This is a genomic window from Spirillospora sp. NPDC127506 (assembly GCF_040302145.1).
GTDB lineage: Bacteria > Actinomycetota > Actinomycetes > Streptosporangiales > Streptosporangiaceae > Spirillospora.
In genome coordinates, this window is sequence record NZ_JBEORG010000102.1 from 1 (window position 1) to 1,391 (window position 1,391).

Annotated in this window: 1 protein-coding gene; it reads left to right on the forward strand. The window is 69.1% G+C overall.

Annotated elements, in window-relative coordinates:
- Window positions 1-307: 307 nt before the first annotated feature.
- Window positions 308-1,282: a hypothetical protein gene (locus tag ABTW95_RS35655; protein ID WP_500228636.1), complete on the forward strand. Its 975-nt coding sequence runs from the start codon at window positions 308-310 to the stop codon at window positions 1,280-1,282.
- Window positions 1,283-1,391: the final 109 nt, after the last annotated feature.

Consider the following 1,391-nt stretch of genomic DNA (forward strand, 5'->3'; position numbering starts at 1 on the left):
GATCACCCCTGCCCGCGGGCGGCCGACAACTCAACCGTCCTCCCGAAAAGACCGAGAGATCGACCTCGATACACCATCGGTGGATCGAGGCTTAGCCGTGTCCGGTCAGAGAAAGGGAGGGTTAAGTGAGTGGAGGACGAATCTGACGGAGGCAGCCCCACGAACGAATGATTCATGCAAGACTGGATACCGCTCAACGGCTCCGACCCGAGAGCACCCCGAGGCCATCGTGCCTCCTGAGTAGGCCGCGTGCCGGACGTTCCGTCCTGGCTCGCAGCCTGACGACCCATGTCTCAGGAGGAGAGCGATGCTTCACGTTGGGCTGCTGGCCGCCTCTGATCCAGACGCCGCCTTCAGCGCTTTCAACGCCCTGGTGGTTCCCGCGCTGCGCTCCGCCGCGCGGACACCGCTGCGCAACGCCCGCCATGGCGGCGGTCCCTGCCCCGGCAGAACCTGGTGCGCCGACTGCGAGGAGACTCTTGACACCCTCGCTCTCAACAGCTTCACGCGGCTTCGCAGTGCCCTGGCCGGCGCAGCGCCGCGGACTCGTGACGGTGCGGTCGTCCGCGAGATGGCGGAACTATGCGAGCACGTCACTTCCGAGCAGGCCCCGTACGAAAGCGCCGCCGCGTTCGGGGCGCTCCTGCGGCGCCGCGCCGACCCGGCGGAGCCCCGCTGGTTGCGGGCCGCACGTGCCCAGCTCGTCCAGTACACGCTTCGCTGCCTGGAAGAGCGGGTTCGCCGGGACGACGCTGTGCGGCGCGGCGGCGCCGCGCACCCCGACCGGGACCTGCGAAACGCCCGCTGGGCGGCACCGCTCCGCCGCGACCCGGTTACCGGCGACCTGCTGCGGCTCGCGGTGTACCGGGCTCGGCGCGGCCGCACCGACCTGTTCGACATCCCCGCCGACGTGCGCGAACGACACGGTCTCGACCACCGGGAGGCTGTCGCCCGCATGCACGAGGCGTTGCGCACGCTGCGTACCGTCCGCCCGGGCTTCTTCGCGGCCAACATCAGCTGCGGTGTCCCATCCGCCCTGCCCCCCGATGTGCCCGACCCCGCTCCTTACCTTGAAGCCTGTATCGAACGCGTCGATGCCCGAATTGCGCTGCGGAGCATGGTGAGCCGTCGGCACGGTCTCCGACCTGTCGTCACGGCGGTCTGCGACGTGGCCTCAGGCCGCCGCGCCGACCCTGTCCGCGCCGCCCGCCGTTGCCTCGACTTGGACGAGGAAGCTGCCGAGCACGTCGTCCGGCGACTGGTCGCCCTAGGCCCTGTTTAGGAAGTCTCGTCCCAGGTCGGCATGTCGTGTCTGGAGATGGGTGAGGTCTCCGGTAGATGGATCAACGACCAAGAAGACCATCTGCACGGAGACCTCGGTGGCCAGGGTA